Source organism: Hymenobacter daeguensis, from assembly GCF_054780555.1.
Genome location: NZ_BAAGWC010000012.1, coordinates 110,818 through 134,042 on the forward strand (window position 1 = coordinate 110,818; position 23,225 = coordinate 134,042).

Sequence of the window (23,225 nt, forward strand, 5' to 3'; positions counted from 1 at the left end):
CTGCAGCGGAGTAAAGGCCTTGTACGCAAACTTCGCGAAACCCTCCAGCTCATCAATTCATAATTCAAAACTCATAATTATTAATTGACATTGCGCGGGTAGTCGTAGAAGTAGAACTCGGCGTTCGCCTTGCTCACTTCTTCCCACTTCTCGCACTCGAAGCGCAGGCAGACCACGGCCGCCGTGGGCATCTCGTTGATGCTGGACGGCGACAGCGCGTTGGCCGTTTCGGTGATGGTGGGGTTGTGGCCCACCAGCAGCACCGAGTCGGCCGAGTCGGGCAGGTCCTTGATGATGGTGAGCAGGTCGTCCGTATCGGCGCCGTAGATGCCGGACTCGACCGAGATTTTATCGTGCGGGTACTGCATTTCGCGGGCCACCAGCACGGCCGTGCTCATGGCGCGCACGGCCGGCGAGCTCACGATGAGGTCTGGGCAGATGCGGCGCTTGGCCAGGGCCTGGCCCATGGCGGGGGCATCGTCGCGGCCCCGGTCGTTGAGCGGGCGCTCCTGGTCGCTGAGCTCGTCGAAGCTCCAGCTGGATTTGGCGTGGCGAAGGAGATAAAGGGTTTTCATAACGGCGAAGCTAACGGGGTTTTGCTTACCCCCGAGGTTAGGAAAAGGTTATGACGGGCAGGAATGCTGTTTTGCCTGCCAGCCCAGGCCCGCCCGCCGGACTTCTGGGGAGCTTCCATGGCAAAAAGCCCCGCCGCCGGGTTGGCGACGGGGCTTTCTGAACAGCTGCCGCTGTTATTCCACCACCAGCTTCTTAACAACCATTCCGGCTTCCGTACTCAGGCGCAGGGAGTAGAGGCCGGGCACCACGCCGGGCAGGGCCAGCGCGTGGGCCGCCAGGCCGGCGGGCAGCACCTGCTGGCGCACCACCCGGCCCAGCGCATCGACCAGGGCCACCACGACCGGCTGGCGGCTCAGGCTGAGTGGCAGCTCGATGGCGACCTGATGCCGCGCCGGGTTGGGGTACACGGCCACCTGCTGCGCCAGCGCCGCCGACGCAACCGCCAGCGCCGACCGCGCCGCAAACACCAGCTCGAAGCGCGTGGTGTTGAGCGCAGCGGCGTTGGCTACCGTGAACGGGTAGCTGGGCTGCTGGGCCAGGTCGGTGAGGGTGCCGAGCTGCACGTCGTGCAGGTACACGGCGGTGGCGCTCAGGTTCAGCAGCTGGCTGGCGGCGAGGGTGTAGCTACCGGCCTGGGGCACGCCCACGGCCAGCGGCACGGTGCGCCGGCCTTGGCTCAGAGCCGGCTGGCCGTCGATGCTGAGCCGGTGGCCCGCCGTGCTGGTGGCAAGGTTGAGGCCCGTGGGATTGGGCAGCTTTTCCGCATCGTAGGCCGCATCGAAACCCGCGGCAGCACCGCTTTCGAAGTACACCGTGGCCTCGTCCACCAGCGGCCGGCCCGCGCCCTGCAGGGTGAGCTGCACCAGCGGGCGCACGTCGGTGGTGCGCTGGAAGGTGGTGCTGGCGGGCACAGCCAAGCGCTGGCTGTTGCGGAAGGTGAGGCTGGCCGAGCTCTGGCCGGCCGCCACGCGGGCAAAAAACGCCTGCCCCAGCGGCAGCACCGGGTTGCCGATGCCGTTGACGTAGCTGCGGTACTGCCCCGCGTACTGGCTGCTGCTGCCAAACACGTAGATGGCCGCTTCCAGGCCCGGGCGGTCGGCGGGCGCCACCAGCGAGTAGTCGAGCGGGGCCGGGTACGGGTTGCCGAGCAGCTGCCAGCCGCCATCGGGGTAGCTGGCGCGGCTGCTGAGCAGGGTGAGCTGCTGGTCGCCATCGGTGAGCGTGCCCTGAAAATCAACCAGCTCGCCGGCCCCGATGTTGACGGTGTAGCCCCGGCCCACGGCCAGCGCATCGCTCAGCGCGGCGGGCGAAAACCAGCCTTTATCGAAGCTGCTCAGGTTGTTGGCGAGGCCCAGGCGGCTGTCGTCGTAGCCATATACCGTGGGGAAGGACGCTAGCAGATTGGGCGTGGCCGAGCTGTTGTAAGCCGGATTCACGACGGGCGCAAAGCCCGCGGTAGCCAGGTCGGCCACCGTGGTGTTGCCCACCGGCGCGGCATACTGGCGGTAGCCCATCCCGGCGTTCTGGCCCGGGTCGATGGCGCGCTGCACGGTGGCCGTGCCCAGCACTGCGCCGCCGCTGTTCACCACCAGCCCGTCGGTGGCCACGCCGTTGCTCACGCTGGAAAGCAGCGTCAACGGCTGGCCGTTGGTGCTGAGGTTGCCGAGCAGCGTGAGCACGCCCCGGAAGCGGGCGGCGCTGCCCAGCGTGGCCCCGGCCGGCCCCACGGTCAGGCTCTGAAGCGTGAGCCCGCCGCTGCCGCCCAGCAGCTGGCTGGTGGCGCCGCTGGTCGCCAGCGTGCCGCCGGTAGCCGCGTAGCTGCCGTTGTTCATCAGGTTGCCCGTGAGGCTAAGCGTGCCGCCGCTTTGGCTGAAAGTCGTTTCGGCGTTGATGGTGAGGGTGCGGGCCGTGGCCGTGCCGGTGCTCAGCAGCGGGTAGCGGCTGCCGGCGTTGGTGGGAATGAGGGCATCGGTGGTGGCGGTGGGCACGCCGCCGGTCCAGTTGGCGGCATCAAACCAATCGGTGCTCACCGCGCCGGTCCAGAGGGTGGCAAACTCAAACGCCCCCAGGTCGGGCGCGGCGCCGCTGTAGGGAAAGCCCACGTCGATGCCGGCATCAATCAGGTCGCTGCCGGGAGCCAGGCGCAGGGTCTGGATGACGGGCAGGCTGCCGTCGGCCTGGCGCGGCGCCCGCAGCAGGGTGGTGTCGAGGCTCACGAAGTCGCTGGGGTCCACCGTCACGGCGGGGTTCAGAAAGGTGTTGTGGTCGGTGGTGTTGGCCCCGGGCGTGGCGTCGTAGTTGTTGAGGTCGCGGGTGGCGGCGTTGGTGGAGCGGGGCAGCAGGCTGATGTTGTTGCGCAGCGTGTGGTGGTAGCCGGGCACGTCCACGAGGTAGTCGGCCGTGGTCCGGCCCCGGCGGTTCAGCATGTCGTAGTTCACGGCGTTCTGGTAGGCCGTGTTGTTGAGCCAGGTGCTGCCCTCCAGGTGGTGGTTGGAGTAGAAGCCGTTCGAGCGGTTGCGCACCGACATGCAAAACCGGACGGTATTGCCGGGCACCGTGGCCGGAATCCCGGTCAGAGCCGTGCTGCCGTAGCCGCCCGCCTTGAAGCCGTTGCCATCGCCGCGGGTCCCGAAGTTCTGGGTATAGCCGTTGTAGAACGCCCAGCAGTTCTCAAACGTGGTGGCCGTGAAGGCCGAGATGCAGTCGTAGCCGTCGTCGCTGTTTTGCCAGGCGCGGCAGCCGCGAAACACGTTGTTGGTGTAGTTCGCATTGTTGGGGTGGCAGCCGAAGCCGTCCACGTTGCCGCCGTTGGCGGTGCCGGTGGTGTTGGCCGTGTTCACGTTGTCGTTGTTGCGGTAGGCATCGCAGTTCAGCACCAGGGTATTGCCGCCGCGGGTCAGGTAGAAGCCAATGGCCTGCCCGTCGTGCATGCTCAGGCGCTCGAAGATGTTGTTGCCGGTCGCTCCGCTCTGCGAGAAGCAGATGGACAGCGTGTTGGTGCCGGTGCCCACCAGCGGCACCCGCACGCCCACCACTTCCAGCCCCCGGATGTGGATGTACCCGCCCGTCACCTCAAACGCGCTGAGGCGGTAGGGCCCGGCAAACGGGGCCCCGGCGTTGGTCACGTTGGGGTCCACGTTGGCGTAGTTGAACACCGGCCGCTCGCCGGGGTAGGCCCAGTAGTTGATGCGCCCGGCCGCGGCCGAGCCGCTTTTGTTCAGCAGCGTGACGTAGGCATACGGGCTGGCGTAGCCCGCTATCTGCGCGTTCTGCATCAGGTAGGTGCCGCCGCGCACCCACACCGTGTCGCCGGCCGATACCGCCGTCTGGCCCCGCTGAATGGTCAGGAAGGGCGCGGTAATCGTGCCGCTGTTGGTGTCGCTGCCCGTGGGGGCCACGTAGTATTTCGCGGAAAATGCCGGGCCAAAGCTCAGGGCCAGCAGCAGGGCTAGTAAGTAGGTTTTGAGCATATTACGGGATGGGAAATGGTTTGAATACGAACTTACCCGCCCGGTTTTCCGGCACCCTCCTGCACTGTTCTGCGCAGCGGCAACGATTGCGGCAGTCGACGCGGCCAAACCGGCCGATTTTACCAGCTTTCCAACCCTTGAAAAATCGACCCGACGCACCTTTTCGCGGCCTCTGCCCGCTTCTACCTGTACCCTCATGCTTCCCTGCTGCCGCTCCCAGCGGCCCGCCACGTTGTGCCCCGGGCCGCGAGCCACCACAACGCGCCGCCCGGCTTATGGCCTCTCCCAAAGCCGTGGGAGAGAACATTCTCACGCCAGAACAAGAACTGCTCAGACAGCATAAGGTCCTTCGCTGCGCTCAGGATGACAGCTATGCAAAAAGACCGACTTTCTGCGAAGCTTCAACTATGTGACGTTCACGAAATGCTCAGAGGCGACACGCTTCCTGAACCCGGTGGGCGCCAAAAAAAGCAGCCCCGGCCGAATGGCCGGGGCTGCTCCAGTTTGAAAGAATAGCTCAGAAAGACAGATTTGGAAAGGCTTACTGGAGCACCACCTTGCGGGTCAGCACCTCGCCACCGCCCTGCACGCGCAGCGTGTAGAGGCCGGCGGCCAGGCCCGTCGTGCCGATGGTTTGCTCGCCGGCAGCCAGCGGCTGGCGCTGCACCACCTGGCCCAGGGCATTGAGCAGCTCCACGGTACCGGTGCCCAGCGGGCGGGCCACCTGCAGCATGAGGCTGCCGGTGTTGCTCGGGTTCGGGAACACGGTGAGGGCCGCGCTGTTGGTCTGGGCTTTGGTGCCCAGCACCAGGCCGGTAGCGCTGATGGTGAACTGCCCGCCCGTATCGGAGCTGCCGTAGCCGCTCACGGCCACGTAGTAGCGCTGGCCAGCCGTCAGGCCAGCCACGGTCACGGTGCCCACGCTGGTGTTGCTGGTCCCGCTGCCGGCGCAGAACACCTGCGTAAACGGCCCGTTGGCGCAGGTCACGGCCGTAAACACGCGCACCATGCCGGCGGCAGCGCCGGTCAGGGTGAGAGTGGTGCTGGTACCGCTGGGCGTGAAGGTGAACCACACGTCTTTCGGTAAGTTGGCCGGCGAGCAGGCCGGCGTGATGATGGTGGGCTGCACCGTGGTGCTGGCGCCGCTGTTCGAGCCGGTCGTCGGGCCGTTGCCCAGAGCCACGGCCGTGCAGGGCTCGTCGTTGTCGGGCGTGGGCTGCGTGAAGGTGGTGGTCAGGGTGTTGTCGCTCGGGTTGCCGTCGGCCTGGCCGTTGGGCAGGCTGGCCGTCACGGTCAGGGTGTTGGTGCCGCTGGGCACTGCCACGCCCTGCCCGAAAGTGAACTGCTGCGAAGCCCCGGCCGCCAGCGTCAGGCCATTGAAAGCCTGCGTAACGGGCGTGCCGCCGTTCAGGGCGTAGCTCAGCGTCACGCTGGTGAGCGACACCGTGCCGCCGTTGCGGATGGTCACGATGACCGGGTTCACGCCCGGCGTGGCCGTGGTGGCCGGGCCGTCGATGCTCACCACCTGCACGTCGTTCTGGGTCGGGGTAAACTCATACGCGCCCATGTCGGGCGGGCTGGTGCGCAGCACGCCGGCCAGGTCGCGGGGCACGGTCACGATGGTGGTGGGGGTGCCGGTGTTGTTCAGGCCCACGTTGGTGGGGCGCACGTCGGTAACCGAGCGGAAGCGCGGGTCGAGCGACAGCGAGTTGGCGTCATACGCGTTGCTGTTCAGTGCCTGCCAGGCCGCGAGGGTGGCCGCCCCGCCCGAAGTAGCCGTGCTGCTGGTGCCGAAGTAGCCGATGAAGGCCGTGCTGCCCGTGCCCACGTACAGGTCGTTGTAGTTCGAGGAGAGCGTGAGCGCCGTGGCCGCCGTCTGGTACACGTAGATGGCGTAGGAGGCCGTGCCCGGCTGCGTCACGGAGAAGATGTTGTTGCGCAGGGTAGTGTTTTCCGACATGTACTGGTAGAACGCCCGGACGCTGGTGCCGGTGGTGGCATTGTCCAGCGAAATCGTGTTGTGGAAGTAATCCACGTAGTCGGAGTAGTAGTGGTACACCCCGTACACCGTTGATGCTCCGGCCACGCTGTAAATGGCATTGTTGATAACCAGGCTGTGCGCGGCGGCCGTGCCGTCGCCATAGCTCAGGTACAGGCCGTAGAACGTGGAGGCCGTGGGCGTAATGAACGGGTCGTGAATGCGGTTGGCTTCCACGCGCACCCCGCCGTTGTAGTACAGGTACATGCCGTAGAAGGTGCCGCCGCCCCGCGTGGCGCGGTTCACGTCGTTGCCCACGTACTGCGCCCCGGTCTGGTAGTAGCCGTACACGCCGTAGTAGTAGAAGTCGCGCACGGTGTTGTTGCGCACCACGTTGCCGGTGCCCCGCACGGTGGTGCTGGTGCCCATCAGCGTGATGCCGTAGTAGCCGCCGATGACGGTGTTGCCTTCCAGCAGCAGGCTGTTGGCCGAGTTGCCGCTGGTGGTGGCGCTGGTAGCGCTGCCGCTGGCCACAATGCCGGCGAAGTTGGAGCTGGTCGAAGTTTCCGAGCTCGTCACCACGCAGCGCCGGATGATGTTGTTATCGGCCCCGCCGGTCAGCAGCACGCCCCAGCCGTAGGTGCCGGGGCTGCCGCCGTTGGTGGCGTCAATCTTCAGGCTGTCGATGGTGATGTAGTCGGCCCCGTTCAGGGCAATCACCGCCCGCTGGCCCGTGGTGTTCGAACCGAACTGAATGGTGCGCCCGTTGCCGTTAAACGTCACGCGGTTGGTGGCGCTGCTGCCCGTGAGCGGGCTCAGGCTGATTTGCTCGGTGTAGGGGCCGTTCGATACGTTGAACGTCACCGGTCCGGCCACGCCGCCCTGGCTGAGGGCCGCCGCCGCCGCCGTGAAGCTGGCAAAGTTGGTGCCGCCCGTAGGCTGCTGGTTGTTGATGGTGAACGTGCCCGCCATGGCCGTGCACAGCGTGCTTTCCACCGTGTTGTTGCTGGCGTTGGCATCGGCACCGCCGTTGGGCAGGCTGCCCGTCACGCGCAGCGTGGTGCAGCCGCTGGCGAAGGCCGCGCGGGTCGTAAAGGTGAGCTGGGCGGTATCGCCGGAGGCCACGTTCAGGCCCGTGAAAGCCTGAGTTACGGCCGTGCCGGCGTTCAGCGTGTAGGCCAGCGTGACGGAAGTCAGGGCCGTGCCGCCGTTGTTGCGAATGCTCACCGTGACGGGAAACGTGGCCGCCGCAATGGGCGACATCGGCGACACGATGCGGCGCAGCGCCACATCATTCGCCGCCGGCGTAAACTCAACCGCCCCGATATCGGGCGGGCTGGTGCGCAGCACGTTGTTGAAATCGCGCGGCACCCGCGTCAGCGTAACTGCCGAGCCGGCCCCGTCGAGGGCGGCGGCGCTGGGCGTCAGGTTGCCAGCCGCGGCGTTCAGGAAGTACGGGTTGGCCGACTGCGAGTTCTGGTCGAACAGGTTGCTGTTCGAAGCCTGCCAGGCCGTGAGCGTGGCCGCGCTGCCGGTAGTAGCCGTGCTGCTGGTGCCGTAGTAAGCCACGTAGGCATTGCTGCCCGAGCCCACGTACAGGTTGTTGTGGTTCGAAACCAGGGTGGGCGCGGCCGTGCCCGACTGGTACACGTACAGCGCATGGGCCGACGTGCTGGCCGGCTGCGTCACCGCGAAAATGTTGTTGCGCAGCGTGGCGTTCACGGCCATGTACTGGTAGAGGCCCCGCACCGTCGTGCCCATGGCCGCATTGTCCAGCGTCACCGTGTTGTGGAAGTAATCCACGTAGTCGGAGTAGTAGTGGTAGATGCCGTAGGTAGTACCGGTGCCGTCAATGTTGTAAACCAGGTTGTTGGCCACCAGCGCCGGCGCGGCCGCCGTGCCATCGGAGTAGTAATAGTAGATGCCGTACATGGCCGAGGTCGACCCGCCCGCCCCCGTGAAGGGGTTGTGAATGCGGTTGCCCTGCACCACGCTGTTCAGGTTGTAGTAGATATACATGCCGTAGAAGGTGCTCACCGCCGTGCGGTTCATCCGGTGCACGTCGTTGCCCACGTACTGCGCCCCCTGCTGGTACGAGCAGTACAGGCCGTAGAGGTAGAAGTCGCGCACCGTGTTGTTGCGCAGCACGTTGCCGGTGCCCCGCGTAGTGCTGCTGGTGCCCGTGAGGGTGATGCCGTAGTAGCCGCCGCTCACGGTGTTGCCTTCCAGCAGCAGGTTGTTGGCCGAGTTGCCGGCCGTGGTGGCACCCGTGGCGCTGCCGCTCACCACAATGCCGGCGAAGTTGGTGGTAGTGGCGTTGTCCACCGCCGTCACCACGCAGCGGCGCACAATGTTGTTGTCGGCCTGGTTGGTCAGGAATACGCCCCAGCCGTAGGTGCCGGGCGTGCCGCCGTTGGTGGCGTCCACGTTCAGGCTATCGATGGTGACGTAGTCGGTGCCGTTCAGGGCAATGACGGCCCGCTCGCCCGTCACGCTGGCCCCGAAGCGGATGGTGCGCCCGTTGCCGTTGAACGTCACGCGGTTGGTGGCGCTAGTACCCGTCACCGCGTTCAGCGTCAGCTGCTCCGTGTAAGGGCCGCCGCTCACGTTAAAGGTCACCGGGCCACTCACGCCCGAGCCATTGAGCGCCGCCGCCGCCGCCGTAAAGCTGGCGTAGTTGGTCCCGCCCGTGGGCTGGGCACTGTTGATGGTGTAGGTGCCGCTCAGCTGGGCAAAGGCTGCCGGGCTGGTTAGCAGCAGGCAGGCGGCCCCCAGCCAACGGCCGAACCGGGCCATGCGGCCGTGCAGTTTTCGCCCGTGGTCAGGCAGCAAAGTAACTGTTCTCATAAGATAAGAGTGTGGTAAAAAAGTAAGCGCAAAACCTCGCGCAGAATTTGCAAAAAGTGTAAATTCTACCACCCTAGTTACTCAATATTTGCCAATATCTCAACAAAGCATCGTTTTAATCTTATTTTAATATTAATTCCGCAAACGTTTACCCCTTAGATATTCATAATTATTTCACCTTCTGCCAACGCTTGCCACGCCGATACCGACCATTTTCTGCCAAAAGCGCAACACCAACATTTTTTTGGCTTTGTGAAAAAAAATTCAGCAACATGAAGAACCCGTTCATTTTCCGGAGCAATTCCAGGATTTCAGCCAGCCCTGAAACAGGTTCAGCGTGAACGATGTAGGCGCCAGAGTAAGCATTACCCCGGCATCAGCCGGCACAAAAAAAGGCCCCGACTTATCGTCGGGGCCTTGCTGCTACTCAGTGCCTAAGGCACTCGCTTCCTTATTGCTTCACAAAGCGCTGGTGCGTGGTCGAAGCACCATCTTTCAGCGTCAGCATGTAAATGCCGGGGCGCAGGCCCGACACGTTCAGCTGGCCTTCCTCGCTCATGGTGAGGCCTTTTACCTCGCTGCCGCGCAGGTCGAACACGCGCACCGTGAAGGGCGCTTCGGGGTCGGCGCTCAGCGGACGAGCAATGCTCAGCACGTCGGTAGCCGGGTTGGGGTACAGCGTGTACTGGTCGGCGGCGGCGTTGGGGTTGCCGGTGCGGGCGGTGCTGCCGTCGGTGCGGGCCACGCCGCCGCTGATGGTCACGGTGTAGTCTTCGGTTTCGCCGTAGCTATAGCTGCCGCAGCTGGTGGTGGCGCTGTTGTCGCTCATCACCACGCGCATGCGGGTAGCGCCGTTCTTGGCCGTGGTGGGCACCGTGAAGCTGCCCGTGCGGGTAGTAGCCACGCTGCTGCCCGCAGCCGAAACCACCGTTTCGCCAGCGTCGGTAAACACGCCGTTCTGGTTGTAGTCGATGTACACCTTGAAGTATTCGGCGTAAGCCGAGCCGGTGAAGCCGGCCGAGAAGCTGATGGTCTGGGCCGAGCCGGCGGCCAGCGTGGTGCTGCTGGCCGTGCCGTTGTAGTAGCCGGCATCGGCGCCCGAAGTGCGGCTGATGCTGCCCAGGGCCACGTAGTCGATGTACTCATAGCTCACGCTGGTGCCTTTGCTGGCACAATACGTCACGGCCGTGCCGCCCGTGGTGGTGAACGATGCCGTGGCGCTGTAAGCGCCGGTGCTGCCGCTGCACACCGTCTGCACCTGGTACTGGTAGGTGGTGCCGGCGCTAAGGCCGGTCAGCGACTTGCTGGTGGCCGTCTGGTTCACGGTGGTCCAGGTGCTGGCGCCCGAGGCGCGGTATTGCAGGTTATAAGACACCGCGCCCGAAGCTGCGGCCCACGATACCGTGGCCGACGTATTGGTGATGCTGCTGGCTGCGAGGCTGGCAGGCGTGGGGCAGGTGCCGCCCGACGGTGCCACGCCGCCCAGCGACGAGAGCAGGCCCACGCGGGCCCCGCCGCTGGCAAACAGCGCATTCATGCGGGTGCTCTGGCCGGTCGAGAACATGAACATGGCGTTGTCGTCCACATAGTCCATGTAGTTCATGAACATATCGCCGTTCGGGCCGTTCGAGCACGACACGTGCGGGAAGGTGGGCTTGCCGTAGTTTTCCGAAGCCTGGTTGGGCGTGTCGCTTACGTTGTCGGTGCCGGTGCAGGCCCCGTTGTCATCGCCCCAGATGTGGTTCAGGTTCAGCCAGTGGCCCACTTCGTGGCTGGCGGTGCGGCCCAGGTTGTAGGGCGACGTCACGGTGCCGGTGCGGCCAAAGTACACGGGCGAAATCACCACGCCGTCGGTGCTGGCCGCGCCGCCCGGGAACTGCGCGTAGCCCAGAATGCCGCCGCCAATGGTGCCCACCCACAGGTTGAGGTACTGGCTGGAGTTCCAGGCGTTGAGGCCGCCCGTGCTGGTGCTCTTGATTTTATCGGCAGTACCCCAGCTGGTGGTGGTGCTGCTCTTGCGCTCGATGCCCGTGGTGGCATTGCCATTGGGGTCGCGCTTGGCCAGCACAAACTGAATGCCCACATCGGCCACCTGACTGGCAAACACGCTGGGGGTTTTGGTGTAGTCGGAGTTGAGCTTGTGGTAGTCCTCGTTCAGTACGTCAATCTGCGACTGAATCTGGGCATCGGAAATATTTTCCGACGCTGTGCTGTAGAGCACGTGCACCACCACCGGAATAGTAACCGTGATGGCTGACGTGCGCTGGGCCGTGCCGACCTGCTGGGCCGCCTGGCTGGCGGCAAACTGCATTGCCTGGTTGTTGATGGCGACCATGCGCTGGGCCATGCCGGGGTCGGCGGCCAATTGCGCCTGTAGCACCTCCACGCTGGCGCAGGTGCGGCGAGCGGGCGCCTGCGCATTTGCGGAGAAAGATGAGAGCGACAACCCTGCAAGGCCGAGCGCTGCTGCGTAAACTTTTGTTTTCATGTAAACGGGTTTTTGTTAAAAAATTGGGACTTGGACCGGCAAGCTATTAAAAATTTCGCATCATTATGAATAAAATTATGGCATTACATGCAATAAATACATTATCTGGTATCATTTTAATAATTTATTAGGCATCAGGCAGAAAATTCACCATTAGCTCATCTTCAGCTTTCCCTATAGCTGTGCTGCTCAACGAAAAAGAGCCGCCCAATCGGGCGGCTCTCAGGCGGATGTTGTTGCAATGCGCTGTCTGGTGCGACAGGGCCGGGCAACGAAGGATGGCAGGTAGTGCTACTGCTTCTCGAAATGCTGGCGGGTTGTTTCGCTGCCGTTGGTGATGGCAATGTAGTACAGGCCTTTGGGCAGGGAGCCTACCTGCACCTGGCCGGTACCGTCGTAGCGCACACCGCTCATTTCGTGGCCGGTCAGGTCGTACACGTGCACGGCGTACCGGGCTGCTTTTGCACCGGCGGGCAGGTCTAGGGTCAGCACATCGGTGGCAGGATTGGGGTAGAACGAAACGGCAGACGCAACGGCTGCACGCGGCGCAGTGCCCCCCAGCGACGTGGCGATGCCCGCCCGCGGGCCGCCGGCGGCAAACACGGCGTTCATACGGGCGCTCTGGCCCGTCGAGAACATGTACATGCACCGGTCGTCGGTGTAGTCCATGTAGTTCATGCTCATGTCGCCCGAGTTCGAGCACGATACGTGCGGGAAAGCGGGGCAGCCGTAGTTTTCGGCGCCCTGGTTGGGCGTATCGGCCACAAGGTCGGAGCCGGTGCAGGCCCCGTTGTCATCGCCCCAGATGTGGCGCAGGTTCAACCAGTGGCCCACTTCGTGGGTGGCGGTGCGGCCCAGGTCGTAGGTGGTGGTGTAGGTGCCGGCCGGGTACTTGGCGCGGCTGCCGAAAGCCGAATACAAAATCACCACGCCATCGGTGGCCGTCGCGCCGCCGGGAAACTGCGCGTAGCCCAGCAGGCCCTGGCCCAGGTTGCAGGCCCACAGGTTGAGGTACTGGGTAGCGTCCCACGGGTCGTCGCCGCCGCGCTTCGATTTCTTCACGGCATCGTCGGTGCGCCAGGAAGTGGTTTTGGTAGCTTTGTGGATGATGCCTGTGGTGGCGTTGCCGTTGGGGTCGCGCTTGGCCAGCACAAACTGCACGTTCACATCGGCGGCCAGACCGGCATAAATGCTGGGCGTATTGCCGGCATCGGCGTTCAGCTTGCGGTAGTCTTCGTTCAACACGGCAATCTGCGACTGCACCTGGGCATCGGAAATGTTCTGCGCGGCAGTGCTGTAGAGCACGTGCACCACTACCGGAATGGTGATGGTGCCGGCCGTGGTGCGCTGCAGCGCAGGGTTGGCCAGCATGCGCTGGGTGTGCGCCTCGATGGCGGCCATGCGCTGGGCCTGAGCCGGGTCAGCATCGAGCTGAGCGGCCAGCACCTCCATGGTGCCGCAGGCCCGGCGGGTGATGACGGGCGCGGTTTCCGCTTTGGTATCGAGCACAAGGCGGCTCTGAACGTTCTGGGCAAAAGCCGGAACGGCGCTACCCAGCAGGGCCAGCGCCGAAAAACAAAGTCTGTTCATGTAGTAGTGGGACAATAAAAATGGGAAAAGTGGTGAGTGATGGCGTTAAGCTGTTGGCAAGCTAACCGAAATAGCTGGGCATATCAACCGCTACGCTCAAAAATATTTAATGTTTCGCCAATAAATCTGCATTTATCGCAACAATTATTTCATTTATATACAAAAAGCAAAATGTTTGATAATAGACCTTAACACCCGTACTGTTCTGATAATGTCCTTCAATTCGCGGCGGCGGCCCCGGCAAAGACAGTGCCCCGCCGGAGGGCGCTGAGCAGCCTTACGCCACTCAGCGCCCTCCGGCGGGGCACCAGAAAAAGCCCGCTTAAAACAGGAAGTCGAAGCCTACGAAAATCAGCTTCTCCTCTCCCACCGAATACGTGGCGTTGATGACGGCCGCCTTGAGAATATCGACGTAGATGCCGCCGCCGAAGCCGCTATGGAAGGCGTTGAGGCCGGTGTAGGTGCCGGTATCGTTGTCGGAATACACGCGGCCGACGTCGGCCAGGCCCATCACGCCGAGCTTGCCGGGGAAGAGGTAGGCGTTGAAGGAAAACAGCTCCAGACGCGGCTCGAAGTTGGCGTAGATGGCGGTGCGGCCCGCGAAACGGGTGCGCCGGTAGCCGCGCAGGTTGGTGGTGCCGCCCAGGGTGTTGGCTTGGTAGAAGCGGTAGTCGCCGTAGTTGTGCTGGTAGCCGATGCGGCCGGCGTAGGTGAGGTGGAAGGGGAAGTTGGGCGTGAGGTAGGCCCGGAACTCGGTGCTGAAGCGCCCGAAGCTCAGGCTTTCCTGGTTGAGCTGCCAGTTGTACTGGAACTCGTTGTACCAGCGCAGGCCGATGCGCGGGTTTTTGGCCGAGGAGCTGGCATCGAGGTTGAGGTACATCAGCCCGCCGAGGTACTGGTTGGTCTGGAAGTCGGAGGAGCGCACGCCGAAGCGGCGGTTCTCGTAGGTGGTCACGCCGGCTTTGTTGGTCAGGCTATCCTTAATAACCGAGCCGATGGGGTCTTTCTCGATGCGGAACTGGTCGTACTGCGGCCCGATGCCAAACTTGAGGAAGGTGAACAGCTTGCGCTCGAAGGTGGGCGCGATGGTGAAGCGCTGGAAACGCACACGGTAAGCGCTGTTCACGGTGCGGTTCGTGACCACGCCACGGTTTTCGTCTGCCGTGGCCAGGTTCACCGTGTTGTTGCCAATGCCGAAGAAGTTATACAGCAGCTGCGGGCCGTAGTACTGGGCCGCGATGTGCAGGTCGGTCTTCTTGAAAATGCGGGTGAACTGGCCCGTGTAGCGGATGTTGTAGGCCTCGCGGGCCGGCGCGAAGTTGGCCGTGATGGTTTGCTCCCACGAATACGGCTCGCGGCGGAAGCCGTAGTGGCGATACGTCACGCCGCCGCCCAGCAGGATGCCATCGTCGATGTTATAGCCGAAGTATAGGGCCGGGCCCACGTAGTCGAGGCGGTAGTCCTTGAGGTCGAAGCGGTGGGGGTAGTCGTAGCGGCTCACCTCGTAGCCGGGCTCCAGGCGCTTGCGGGCTTCGGTGCTGGCGTTGATGACGTTGCCGGTGTCGGCGTCGTAAATCTGGGTTTTGTGGAGCAGGCCGCCCACGTGGTCGCGGGTGGTGATGGAGTCGCGGCCCGTGCCGGCAATGATGCGCAGCTTCACGCCGCGGTTCACGTCGCCGCGCACGTCGTACACGTCCTTGCCGCTGATGCCGTAGAGGCGCACCTCGTCAGTCACAGCGTCATCAAACGTGCGGTCGTAAAGAATTTTGGTCAGCTTGCCGTCTTTGTTAATCTTCTGCATCACCACGTGGGTTTTGCGGTTGTTGAGGCGCTCCACGGTGAATTTCTCGTTCTTCCTGGAGCCGCGCACCTCCACTATCTCGGCCAGCACGTCGGCATAGTCGCCGGCCAGTTTGGGCAGCAGGTCGCGGCGGCTTTTCAGCTTGGCCACGATTTCCTTGCCGTGCAGGTCGTAGATTTCCTTGGGCCACTTCTCACGGAAAGCCTGCTCAATCACCGCATCGGTGAGGTGGCTTTTCATGTATTCGGCTTCCTTAATCCAGTCCTCGCGGGTCACGGCGCTCATGAATACCCGGTCGTTGCTCATGCCGGTCTGGTTCAGGCCCCGGAAGTCGGCGTAGTCGTAGCCAAAATTCTGGAAGTTGCGGATGGCGAACTTGCGCGAAATCAGGTAGGGCAGGACGCCATCGCCCTTAAAGAAGGCAATGTCGCGGTCTTCGGGCACGGCCGTGAAGGTGCGGTCGCCGTCCTTGTTCTTCTTCTCGCTCCAGCGCCACTGGTCCTCGTGCCGGTCCCAGTCGCCAATCCACATATCGAAGAGGCGCGAGCGGGCGAAGGCCTTCTGGTTCACCTGGTTATCGTTGTCGTCGAGCAAGCGGTCGAGCATCTTCTCGGTGCCCACCAGGTTTTTGGCGTAGCCGAGGCTTTCCACGTTGTCCTGGCTGTCCTTGGCGTCTTCTTCCAGGGCGGCGGGCAGGTTGGCAAACTGCGCGTAATACTGCCCCAGCAAGGGGTCCTGCGGAATGTATACCGGCACCGGGTTGGTGTGCAGAATGCCGGCCGCCGTGCCCAGCGGCGGCAGCACAAACGAGGCGTACGGGTGCTGGGCCGAAATCTGGTCCTGCAGCACGGCCTTGGCCAGGCCGGTGCGCAGCTGCTCGGGCAGCACGGCAGCGGGGTCTTTGTCGATGCCGCGCAGCGTGAAGTTGTAGCCGGCCTCGTTGCGGACTTTCAGCGAGGCGGTTTGCTTGCCGCCACCGGTTTTGTAGGGCATCAGGCCGCCTTTGTCGTTGGCCAGGTCCAGGGTTTTAAACTTCACGGCCGTGGCCCACTCCTTGCGGTAGTGCTCGCCCAGCAGCCAGTTGTGAAAGCCGCCGTGCTGGTTGTATTTCGGGTTGATGGCCACCGTCACGGAGCTGTCGCGGAAGTCGGGGCGCTTCGTCGGAATGGGGGCTTTGGCAATGGCTTCGGCGTTGGCCTCCTGCTTCTTGTCCTTATCTTTCTCCTTCTGCTTGATGGCCTCTTCGGTCTGCGGCAGCTTCTTGCCGCCGGGCTCGCCGTTGGTGGTGGTCAGGGCCGTTTCCGAAATGGGCTGGGCTTGCTGCGTGGCAATGGCTCCGGTGGTTTTGGCGTACATGGGCGTGCGGAACACGCGGCGGGCCGTCTGGCCATTGCCCTGCGGGATGAAATATTCCACCCACACCTGGCCATCATCGTAGTAGTTCACCTCGGCAAAGCCCTTCTCCTTGTCCGAAAAAATGGCCCCGCCGCCGTCGCCGGGCTTCACGTGCTGGGTTTTGCAGCCCGAGCCGCTCACGATGAAGTGGGCGCTGCCTTCCTTATAGTACTGCAGGTTGTGCTCGTGCCCGGCCGAGTAAACAACGTTCGGGTACTTGGCAAAAATATCGAGCAGGCCCTTGCGGTAGGCCTGGTACATGGGGTGCGGAATGTCCTGGTTGATTCCGCCGTACTTGCGCGCAAACGGGTAGATGGAGCCAATGACCGGCAGCGGCAGAAAGGCGTACTTGAAGACGATGCTGAGCGGAAAGATGTGGTCGGCCAGCGTGAAGTAGCCGCCGTGAATGCCGTCGCTGAACAGCGGGTGGTGGGCAAACACCATGATGTGCTTGTCCTTGTTGCGGGCAATAATTTCTTCGAGCGCCGCGAAAACGTCGTCGTTGTTGTCGGCCCCGCAGCTGCCGTTCAGGCCGAAAGGGCGGTTGGCCGGCAGGGTCAGAAACCACTGCGAGTTGAGGGCAATGAGCACCAGGTCGTCCTGCACGCGCACTTCAAACGGGCCGGGGCAGCCGTCGCGGGGCAGGAAAAAGTCGCCGGTGTAGCTGAAGGAGGTCGAATCCTTGCGCATGTACTGCTCCACGAAGGCCTGCTCGCGGTTCACCTGGGCCAGGCCGCCCACATTGCCCTGAATCCAGTCGTGGTTGCCGGGCGTCATGTACTTCTCGCCGGGGTAGCCCTTGAAGATGTCGAGCTGGGTGGTGAGGCGCTTTTCGGCAATCTTGCGGTCGTAGGAGCCTTCGGGCGGCATCCCGTAGTTGTAGATGTTATCGCCGAGGTAGATGGTGGTGCTGTTTTTGCCCGCCTTCATCATTTGCTGCCGCAGGAAATTGAGGCTGGGCTCGCCGCCCTTCTCGGGCAGAATGGGGTTGCCCACGTCGCCAATCAGGAACACGCGGTAGCGGATGCGCGAAGAATCGGGCGGGATATTTTTCTGCCAGTTCACCCCCGACTTGCGGTAGTTGGGGCGCGAAACGTGGGGGTTCTGGTCCGATTCGCCCGGCGAGGGCATTTCCTTCTGGGTTTCCTTGGGCGGTCTGGGCGGTTTGGGTGGCTTAGGGGCCTGAGCAGCAACGGCCAACGGCAGCCAGCAGGCAAGCAGAAAAGTAAGGCGGCGAAGTAGGGTCATGTAAGAAGGTACGAAACCCGGCCACAGGGCGGCGGCCGGGCATTAAGGTAAATTTACGCGCAGCGCCGGAGCGGCCGGCTAGCGCCCGTTACGCAAAGCGCGGCAGTGCGGTTAGGGCCGGCTGTTTAACTTACAGCCGATGCTTCGCGTTGAAAGCCGGCGGGCCCGCCGGATGCGCGGGCCGTAGCTTCGCCTCTCATGAAAGAAATTACTCCCGAAACCGCGGAATCGTCGGCCGCGCCCGCCCCGACGGCGCAGGTAGAAAAGCCCGTGGTGGCGCCTCCCCAGGCGGCCAGCACCGAGCTGCCGCCCGATTCTGAGGGCGACAAGAACCCCAAAGCCAAAGCCTCGGCCCTGGTGAAAGAGGCCCAGGCCTACATCACCGATTTGTTCGGCAAGGAGCTGAGCGCCAAGCTTACCTACCACACCCTGAGCCACACCGAAACCGTGGTGAAGGAGTGCCGCACTCTGGCCCCCGCCGCCGGCCTCAGCGCCGACGACGCCGAAGCCCTGCTGCTGGCCGCCTGGTTTCACGATGCCGGCTACCTTGATGTGTACGACGGGCACGAATTCCGCAGCATGGAGCGCGCCGGGGCCTGGCTGACCGAGCACCAGGTGCCCAAGGCCCGCATCGAGCTGGTGCAGGGCCTTATCAAAAGCACGCACCGCGACTCGCCGCCCGAAACCGAGCTGCAGAAAATTCTCGTCGATGCCGACATGAGCAACCTGGCGCGCGACGACTTCCGCTCCCGCGCCGAGCTGCTGCGCACCGAGTGGGAGCTGGTGCTCGACAAAACCTACACCACCCCGGAGTGGACTGAGCTGCAGCTCAACTTCATGCTGGCCCACAAGTACCAGTCCGAAGCCGGCAAGGCACGCTACAAGAAGGACCTCAAAAACAACATCGAGGACCAGCGCGACCACCTCAAGAAGAAGGAGAAAAAGGACAAGAAAAAGAGCAAGGAAAAGACCGATACCTTCGCCGAGCCCAAGCGGGGCATCGAAACCATGTTCCGCACCATGTACTCGAACCACATGAAGCTCAGCGACATGGCCGACAAAAAGGCCAGCATGATGATACAGCTCAACGCCGTGCTCATGTCGGTTATCATCACCTACCTGGGGGCCAAGATGGGCAAGGCCGGCGCCCTGGGCCCCATGATGAGCGGCAACCCGGTGCTGGGCATTCCGATGGCCATTCTGCTGGTGACGGCCCTGGGCTCGGTTATCACAGCCATTCTCTCGGCCCAGCCCGATGTGACCAGCTTTGCCTGGCTCAAGAAAAGCCCCGAAATTGCCACCAACCGCCGCGTCAACCTGCTGTTCTTCGGCCAGTTCACCAAGCTCAACCTCGACAACTTCCAGAACGGCATGCGCGAGCTGATGCGCACCAAGGACATGCTCTACAACAACATGGTGACGGACATCTACTACCTCGGCGAGGTGCTCACGCGCAAGTACCGCCTGCTGCGCACCAGCTACACCATCTTCATGGTCGGGCTCATTCTCACGGCGCTGTCGTTCGGCATTGCGCTGCTGTATAAGATGTAGCAAGGCCTCGTATTGGTAGACTTGCCTTATCTTTGAGAAGAAGTTTATTACCCGGGCCTGTAGCTTAACTGCATAAAGCAAGCCTCTCCTAAGGGCTAGAGTACAGGTTGGATTCCTGTCAGGCTCACATAGTTACACCCCGCACCGCTTGCTTTAACTAGCTGAGTAGTGCGGGGTGTTCTGTTAGTAGGCCGTGGTCGTACTCCCAATGGCAGTTGGGGCACAGTACCAGAATATTTTCCGGCCCCGAAACGACTTGTACGGCAACAGAATCAGGAAAATCCCCGATGGGCCGTTTGTGGCAATACTCTACATGCTTGTCATAGCCGCACACTTGACAAACCCGCAGACGGTGCGCATTTAGCAGCCGCGTAATGCTGTTGAGGTAGCCCCGGTAGTAGCTGGGGTGCTTGATGGCATCTTTGGCCTTGAGCTGCGCCACGGTTAGCAACCGGTAATCGGCCTTGCGCTTGCCATGCGCGGCGCAAAACTGCCGGCTGCCGGGAATCAGGGTATCGCATTCTGCGCATTTGCGCGTTAGTTGCCGCTTGGGAGCTTGCTGATTGGTATGGATGGCAGCGTGAGAACGGGAGCAATACTTCGCGTTAGCTGTTTCGACGCCGCAGTGCAGGCAGTTATTCATGGCTCAAATTACTGGATATTGCTTTCGCATTTACTACCCCGCATGAAGAAGCTGGCGAACCTCCTGCACCTGCTGCTGCTCGCCGCGCCGGCCCTCGCCCAGAAGCCTGGCGCCGCGCCGCCCCCGGATGCGTGGACGCAGTTTGCCATCGAAAAAAAAGAAGATTATGCGTATGGCTACAAGGATGCCGACGGCCACATCCGCATCCCTGCAATGTTTGGCAGCTTCACCAACGCGCAGCGCTTCCGGCACATCATGGCCGTGAGCGAGCGTGCCACCCTGCAGCAGTATTACCTGCTGAAAAACGGCCGGCAGGTGGGCCGCGACAGCGTGTATATGTTTGATTACACGTTTGATTGCGAGAGCGAAGGCAAAATCCGCTTTCGCGACCGAAAGCGGAACCGCGTGGGCTTTTTCGATAGCGCCGGCCACGTCTGCATTCCTGCCGTCTACAACAGCGTGATGCCGTTCCATAACGGACTGACAGCCGCCCGGATGGGGGCGCATCTTAAATGCCTGAGCGGGGAAAAGGACACCACTCAATGCGAGCACGCCATTTGGGTCGGCGGCCGGAACGTGCTCATCAACCCGAGCAACGAAGTGCTGGCCGACAACCTACCCGAGGACCAGTTGACCAACCTCAACTGGTATTCGCTGCGCATCAACGCCCCGGCCATCGACACCGCCACTACCCGCACGTTTCGCGCTGTGAACGACGACCAATACACGTTCACGGATTACGAAAAAGAATTTACCCGCTGGTTCTACACCGTATTCGTGCCCGCTATCCGCACCGGCGCGGCCGGGAAGGCCGCCCCCTTCTGCTACTCCGAGCTGGTGGCCTCCGGCAAGCCGTTCCGCGACTGGCAGCACTTCGAACGGGCTGCCTTCGTCCGGCAATTCTACCAGTCTGCACTGCTTTCGAAGCTGAGCACCCTCCGTTTCGGCGCCAAAAACGTCAGCATTTTCTCCGAAGACCTGAACACGCTCATCTTCAGCGGCCCGCGCTTTCAATCCTTCCTCACCGACTGCAACGAGCATTTTCGGGAAAAATATCCGGTTTTCAATGTGGTCATCAGTCCGGTTGACGCCTCCGGCCAAAGCCGCGCGGGGCGGCAGGAGCATTTTGCCTTTATCCGGACGGCGGAAGGGTACCGGCTTTTCAGCGTGTCACTTTAGCTTCCGTCGGGCCCGCCTGCCCTACCACCCGCGCCGCCGGGGCTCTCCTGTTCCCAGGGAGAGGGACTGCCCTGGAGGGGTCTCGTGAGGGGCGCTATCTTGGCGGCATGAAGCAACTTCTGATGCCTTTGCTGCTGCTTGCCGCCGCCGCCCACGCCCAAAAGCCCACTGCCCAGTCCGAAAACCTCGTGCCCTACGCGCACCCGCTGGTGGGCACGCAGAAGATGGGCCACACCTACCCCGGCGCCACCGTGCCCTTCGGCATGGTGCAGCTCTCGCCCGATACCGACACCATCAGCTACGAACTGAACGGCAAATACAACCCCGACATCTACAAGTACTGCGCGGGGTATAACTACGACGACCGAACTATCGTCGGCTTCAGCCACACGCATTTCAGCGGCACGGGGCACTCCGATTTGGGCGACTTCCTGCTCATGCCCACCACCGGCCCGCTCCAGCTCAACCCCGGCACCGCCGACCACCCCGAGCGCGGCTACCGCTCCGCCTTCTCGCACCAGAACGAGGTAGCCGAGCCAGGATATTACAAGGTGAAGCTCGACGACCACAACATCCTCGCCGAGCTCACGGCCACCACCCGCGTGGGCTTCCACCAATACACGTTTCCGGGCACCGAGCCGGCCCACATCATCCTCGATATGATGGCCGGCATCTACAACTACCCCGATAAGAATGTGTGGAGCTACGTGCGCATCGAAAACGACTCGCTCGTGACCGGCTACCGCCAAACCACCGGCTGGGGCCGCACCCGCACCGAGTACTTCGCCATGCAGTTCTCGAAGCCTTTCAAAACCTACGGCGCCCGCAAGTACGACCCGAAGGAAATCTACCGCGGCTTCTGGGGCCGCTTCGACCAAACGAAGAACTGGCCCGAGCAGGCCGGCCGCCAACTGCGCCTCTACTTCGATTTCAGCACCGTGGCGGGCGAGAAAATCAAGGTCAAGTTTGCCCTCTCGCCCGTGAGCGCAACCGGGGCGCTGGCAAACCTGCGCGCCGAGCTGCTCGGCTGGGATTTCGACCAGACCCGCCGCGTCGGCCAGCAGCTCTGGCAGCAGGAGCTGAGCAAAATCACCATCCAGACGCCCAACCGGGCCGATAAGGAAAACTTCTACACGGCCCTCTACCACGCCTGCCTCAGCCCCACCGTGTACCAGGATGCCGACGGCCAGTACCGCGGCCTCGACCAGCAAACCCACCGCGCCGAGGGCTTCGTGAACTACACCACCTTCTCGCTCTGGGATACCTTCCGGGCCCTGCACCCGCTCTTCAACCTCATCCAGCCCAGCCGCAACGCCGATATGGTGCAATCCATGCTGGCCCACTACGACCAGAGCGCCGAGCACATGCTGCCCGTCTGGAGCCATCACGCCAACGAAAACTGGTGCATGAGCGGCTACCACAGCACCTCCGTGGTAGCCGATGCCGTGCTGAACGGAGCCGTGCCGCCCGCCCAGGCCGAGCGCGCCCTGGCCGCCTGCGTGGCCACCGCCCGCCACCGCTGGTACGACGGCCTCGGCGACTACATCGACCGGGGCTACGTGCCCAACGAGCGTAGCGGCACCTCCGTGTCCACTACCCTCGAATATGCCTACGACGACTGGTGCATCGCCCAGCTCGCCCAAAAGCTCGGCCACCAGGACCTCTACCAGGAGTTCAGCAAGCGCGCCACCAACTGGCAAAACGTGTTCGACCCGCGCGCCAACGCCATGCGCCCGCGCCTGGCCGACGGCAGCTTCCGCCCCAAGTTCGACGTGCTGAGCACCAACGGCCAGGGCTTCATCGAGGGCAACGCCTGGAACTACACCCTCGCCGTGCCCCACGACCCCGCCGGCCTCATTGCCCGCATGGGGGGCAACCGCCGCTTCGTGCCCCACCTCGATTCCCTCTTCACCATGCACCTGCCCGATTCGTTCTTCGCCGAAACCGAGGACATCACCCGCGAGGGCATCATCGGGGGCTACGTGCACGGCAACGAGCCCGCCCACCACGCCGCCTACCTCTACAACTACACCGACCAGCCCTGGAAAACCCAGGCCCAGGTCCGCAACATCCTCGCCCGCCAGTACCACCCCACCCCCGACGGCCTCGGCGGCAACGACGACTGCGGCCAGATGAGCGCCTGGTACCTCTTCTCGGCCCTCGGCTTCTACCCCGTCGCCCCCGGTTCGGGCCAGTACGCCCTCGGCAGCCCCCTCGTGCACGGAGCCGTCCTGCACCTCGAAAACGGCCAGTCCTTCACCATCCAGGTCAAAAACCAAAGCGCCAAAAACGTCTACGTGCAGCAAGTCACCCTCAACGGGCAAAAGCTGACGCAGCCGTTTCTGGCGCAGCAGGACGTGGCGAAAGGCGGCACGCTGGTGTTTGTGATGGGGGCAAAACCAGCGCGGAAATAGTGTTCGCTGGAATCTAATTACTTATCTAAAACCAATATGCAATAT

Annotated in this window: 10 protein-coding genes and 1 tRNA gene; 4 read left to right on the top strand and 7 right to left on the bottom strand. The window is 63.1% G+C overall.

Translation table 11 applies throughout. The features are described from left to right. Positions 1-80: 80 nt before the first annotated feature. From ACYVHT_RS14430 to ACYVHT_RS14455, 6 genes are all read right to left on the bottom strand, one after another. Positions 81-575 (bottom strand): SixA phosphatase family protein, encoded by a 495-nt coding sequence (locus tag ACYVHT_RS14430; RefSeq protein ID WP_460553043.1) that lies wholly within the window; start codon positions 573-575, stop codon positions 81-83. A 174-nt stretch (positions 576-749) separates the two neighbouring features. After that, positions 750-4,046 (bottom strand): right-handed parallel beta-helix repeat-containing protein, encoded by a 3,297-nt coding sequence (locus ACYVHT_RS14435; protein WP_460553046.1) that lies wholly within the window; start codon positions 4,044-4,046, stop codon positions 750-752. Between the two features lie 541 nt (positions 4,047-4,587). Next, positions 4,588-8,871, bottom strand: a complete 4,284-nt coding sequence (locus tag ACYVHT_RS14440) for a beta strand repeat-containing protein (protein WP_460553049.1) — start codon at positions 8,869-8,871, stop codon at positions 4,588-4,590. Positions 8,872-9,322: 451 nt separating this feature from the next. Further along, the gene (locus ACYVHT_RS14445; RefSeq protein WP_460553052.1) at positions 9,323-11,359 is read right to left on the bottom strand and encodes a GEVED domain-containing protein; all 2,037 of its coding nucleotides are present in this window, start codon (positions 11,357-11,359) and stop codon (positions 9,323-9,325) included. 291 nt (positions 11,360-11,650) lie between these two features. Further along, complete coding sequence (locus tag ACYVHT_RS14450; RefSeq protein WP_460553055.1) at positions 11,651-12,949, bottom strand: M43 family zinc metalloprotease; 1,299 nt, start codon at positions 12,947-12,949, stop codon at positions 11,651-11,653. Between the two features lie 322 nt (positions 12,950-13,271). Next, positions 13,272-17,393, bottom strand: a complete 4,122-nt coding sequence (locus ACYVHT_RS14455; protein ID WP_460553058.1) for a metallophosphoesterase — start codon at positions 17,391-17,393, stop codon at positions 13,272-13,274. A gap of 198 nt (positions 17,394-17,591) precedes the next feature. Here ACYVHT_RS14455 and ACYVHT_RS14460 point away from each other — a divergent pair, with 198 nt between their 5' ends. Together ACYVHT_RS14460 and ACYVHT_RS14465 are read left to right on the top strand one after the other, a co-directional pair. After that, positions 17,592-18,944 (top strand): Pycsar system effector family protein, encoded by a 1,353-nt coding sequence (locus tag ACYVHT_RS14460; RefSeq protein ID WP_460553061.1) that lies wholly within the window; start codon positions 17,592-17,594, stop codon positions 18,942-18,944. A gap of 53 nt (positions 18,945-18,997) precedes the next feature. Then, a tRNA-Arg gene (locus ACYVHT_RS14465) sits at positions 18,998-19,071 on the top strand. Positions 19,072-19,101: 30 nt separating this feature from the next. On the opposite strand, the gene ACYVHT_RS14470 is transcribed toward ACYVHT_RS14465, so the two are convergent. Beyond that, positions 19,102-19,587, bottom strand: coding sequence for an HNH endonuclease (locus ACYVHT_RS14470; protein ID WP_460553064.1), 486 nt, complete (start codon positions 19,585-19,587; stop codon positions 19,102-19,104). A gap of 42 nt (positions 19,588-19,629) precedes the next feature. On the opposite strand from ACYVHT_RS14470, the gene ACYVHT_RS14475 reads away from it, so the two are divergent. After that, positions 19,630-20,766: a WG repeat-containing protein gene (locus ACYVHT_RS14475; RefSeq protein ID WP_460553067.1), complete on the top strand. Its 1,137-nt coding sequence runs from the start codon at positions 19,630-19,632 to the stop codon at positions 20,764-20,766. A 107-nt stretch (positions 20,767-20,873) separates the two neighbouring features. After that, positions 20,874-23,180, top strand: a complete 2,307-nt coding sequence (locus tag ACYVHT_RS14480) for a GH92 family glycosyl hydrolase (protein ID WP_460553070.1) — start codon at positions 20,874-20,876, stop codon at positions 23,178-23,180. Positions 23,181-23,225 lie beyond the last annotated feature (45 nt).

Coding starts and splice junctions, on each gene's coding strand:
- ACYVHT_RS14430 (WP_460553043.1), bottom strand. CDS start 575: ATGAAAACCCTTTATCTCCTTCGCCACGCCAAATCCAGCTGGAGCTTC.
- ACYVHT_RS14435 (WP_460553046.1), bottom strand. CDS start 4,046: ATGCTCAAAACCTACTTACTAGCCCTGCTGCTGGCCCTGAGCTTTGGC.
- ACYVHT_RS14440 (WP_460553049.1), bottom strand. CDS start 8,871: ATGAGAACAGTTACTTTGCTGCCTGACCACGGGCGAAAACTGCACGGC.
- ACYVHT_RS14445 (WP_460553052.1), bottom strand. CDS start 11,359: ATGAAAACAAAAGTTTACGCAGCAGCGCTCGGCCTTGCAGGGTTGTCG.
- ACYVHT_RS14450 (WP_460553055.1), bottom strand. CDS start 12,949: ATGAACAGACTTTGTTTTTCGGCGCTGGCCCTGCTGGGTAGCGCCGTT.
- ACYVHT_RS14455 (WP_460553058.1), bottom strand. CDS start 17,393: ATGACCCTACTTCGCCGCCTTACTTTTCTGCTTGCCTGCTGGCTGCCG.
- ACYVHT_RS14460 (WP_460553061.1), top strand. CDS start 17,592: ATGAAAGAAATTACTCCCGAAACCGCGGAATCGTCGGCCGCGCCCGCC.
- ACYVHT_RS14470 (WP_460553064.1), bottom strand. CDS start 19,587: ATGAATAACTGCCTGCACTGCGGCGTCGAAACAGCTAACGCGAAGTAT.
- ACYVHT_RS14475 (WP_460553067.1), top strand. CDS start 19,630: ATGAAGAAGCTGGCGAACCTCCTGCACCTGCTGCTGCTCGCCGCGCCG.
- ACYVHT_RS14480 (WP_460553070.1), top strand. CDS start 20,874: ATGAAGCAACTTCTGATGCCTTTGCTGCTGCTTGCCGCCGCCGCCCAC.